The organism is Sphingobium quisquiliarum P25, from assembly GCF_000445065.1.
Lineage (GTDB): Bacteria > Pseudomonadota > Alphaproteobacteria > Sphingomonadales > Sphingomonadaceae > Sphingobium > Sphingobium quisquiliarum.
This window is the reverse complement of the sequence record NZ_ATHO01000169.1, coordinates 1-2,400: the sequence shown is the minus strand read 5'-3', so window position 1 is coordinate 2,400 and position 2,400 is coordinate 1. Positions and strand designations below refer to the sequence as shown.

Annotated in this window: 3 protein-coding genes; 1 reads left to right on the top strand and 2 read right to left on the bottom strand. The window is 63.6% G+C overall.

Annotated features, from left to right (window positions below):
* Positions 1-213: single stranded DNA-binding domain-containing protein (locus tag L288_RS43535; protein WP_021240021.1), on the top strand; the 213-nt coding region annotated here is incomplete at its 5' end.
* A gap of 51 nt (positions 214-264) precedes the next feature.
* Here the strand turns inward: L288_RS43535 and L288_RS41095 are convergent.
* Complete coding sequence (locus L288_RS41095) at positions 265-729, bottom strand: HPP family protein (protein ID WP_020817765.1); 465 nt, start codon at positions 727-729, stop codon at positions 265-267.
* Between the two features lie 221 nt (positions 730-950).
* Complete coding sequence (locus L288_RS41090; protein ID WP_006473457.1) at positions 951-2,306, bottom strand: IS1380-like element IS1247 family transposase; 1,356 nt, start codon at positions 2,304-2,306, stop codon at positions 951-953.
* Positions 2,307-2,400: the final 94 nt, after the last annotated feature.

The following is a 2,400-nucleotide window of genomic DNA, read 5'->3' as shown; positions in this document are numbered from 1 at the left end:
ACGCGGATGTGGGAGCATGACGGGCAAAAGAAGTATGTGACCGAGATCGTTGTCCGCCCCTATGTCGGTGACTTGATCGTATTGAACCGCCGCAGCATCGAACCCAAGGCCGACACCGCGCCGGAAGATTTCACCCCTGCCCCTAGCGCGGCCGACTACTTCCAAGGGGCAGCGGTTCCCGTCAACGAGCTGGAGGACGAAATTCCGTTCTAATCCCGATCCGCCGGCTCCTAGCCGAAATTCAGGCGATGCCCAATCCGGGGGTCATGCGGACGGGCGATCCCAGCGGCGCAGCGCCATGCCGATCAGCGTCACCGCACCGGCGCCCAGCATCAGCAGCGGCACCGCGACATGCGGGGGCACCGGATGCAGCGTGAAGACGAGCCCCGTCGCCGCCGCGGGCGGATGGACCGCACGGGCCGCCATCATCAGCAGCAGGCCGAGCGTGGCGGCGATGATCGCGACCAGCACCGAAGCGCCGAACATCCAGCCGGCCAGCGAACCGACGAACGCGGTCGCGGCATGCCCCGCCATGATCGGCCAGGGCCGCGCCGAGGGAGCCGAGGGGGTCGTGGCAATCAACGCGACCGAATTGACCAGCGGCATCCACATCGCAACGATCGCGAAATGATAAGCGAGCCCACCGAACAGCGCGAGGGTGGCGAGAAAGACCGAGCCTGCCAGCCCGATCCGCCGCCACGACATCGCATCGGTCGTCGCCCACTTCATCCTGCATTCCCCAAGTGGCGTGTCGTTTGAGGTGAAGATCGCCTGTATCCGAGCGCTAGACAAGGATTTTCTGCCGCAAGCGGCACCTGCGGTCGCGCAGACTGCTGGATCTGGACGGATCAGACCGCGAAGCCGCTGTTTCCTTGCCCAGGGGCGGCGTTTTTCAGCGCAGCGGACAGATCTGTCCAGCCGCTTTCGTTCAGTTTGAGCGTGGATCGCGATCATGCGCATAGCGGTGGCGCTCGCAATCGGCGGATAGCGGCGAGGATGGCGCGTACCATCGTGCCGGTGACAGCGACCTCGGCCAGCTGGAAGGTGATGGTGCGGGCGTGACGGACCACACGTGCCCCGATCTTGATCAGCTTCAGTTGCAGGCTGGTCAACGACCAGTCGGCCATGGCCTCGGGCAGCTCGATGCAGCGCAAGAAGGTGGCCAGGTTGTACGCCAGGGCGTGCAGTTGCAGCCGCACCTCATTGTCGCGGAACTTCCGGCACGACAGCCGCGTCCAGCGAAAGGCGTATTTGCCCTCTTTGATGTGCTGCTCGGCGGTGCCGCGCTGGTTGTAGAACCGCACCACCCAGTCCGGCTCCATCGGCAGGTTGGTGACGATGAAGCCGACACGCGGGAACAGTTCGCCCGGATGCCATTCGATCTTGGCGATCACCCGGCGTTCCTTGTCCCAGGACGCCGCCTGATACTCGAATTCCTCGAAGAACCGCTTGACCTTGGTCAGTGACGGCCGCCCGACAGGGCGCGTTAGCCGATGCGCGATCTTGTCCTTGAGGACCGCGTTTGCGGGCAGCCGGATGGCGTAGAAGAACCGCGCTTCTTCCAATCGCTCATAGATCGCCGGGATCGCGTAGGCAGCATCGGCCCGGAAGAACCTGCCACCAAGGTCGCGCTCCGCGTAGCGCGCAATGACGGGGTCGAGAACATCACGCCAGCCATCGGCGCTGTGGACGTTGCCATGGCGCAGGGCGCAGCGTTCCAGCATCCCGAACTGGTTGAACAGAAAGTTGGGGTGATAGCAGCTACAGTCGAAATGGCCATTCCAGGCGGACCCTTCCTGGTCGCCATGGGTCGGGCTGACCGAGCTGTCCATGTCCAGAACGATGTACTTCAGCCCGTTACGGTCATGGAACCGGTCGATCCATTGCCCGTTCAGGTCGGCCAGCGCGGCACGGTTCCCGGCCAGAGCCAGCGTCTCGGTCTCGAACCGTCCCATCTGCGATGCCGAGGCCGCTTGTGCATCGACCGCTCTGCCGCCGACAACTTGGCGCATGACCGGATCGCAGGCGAGACGGTTGGCGTCGTTGACATCCTCGTATCCGGCCAGCCGCCCAAAGACTGATTGCCGGAACAGGCCGTCGAGCCGATGGACCGTGTTCTTGCCAGAGCGAGTATCGCGCAGCGCCGCTGACGCCAAATCGGACAACCCGAGCGCGTCATCAAGCTCGCGCATCACCAGAAGGCCGCCGTCGGAACTGAGCTGCGTGCCGCGAAATTCCAGCCGCACGCGAGGGTCGAAATCCACCCGATCTGCCCGTTGCAAGCCCGCACCCTCTGGGTGATCCATGAAACGCGCCCCTCGCAGCCTTCAACACCATGTTTTATATAGGAAATATAATGGTCAGGACAGCGAAATCAGCGCCTTACTTGGGAAATGTGGG

What these genes read in the sequence shown, in the direction of transcription:
- L288_RS41095 (WP_020817765.1), bottom strand. Translation starts at nt 729, where the DNA reads ATGAAGTGGGCGACGACCGATGCGATGTCGTGGCGGCGGATCGGGCTG.
- L288_RS41090 (WP_006473457.1), bottom strand. Translation starts at nt 2,306, where the DNA reads ATGGATCACCCAGAGGGTGCGGGCTTGCAACGGGCAGATCGGGTGGAT.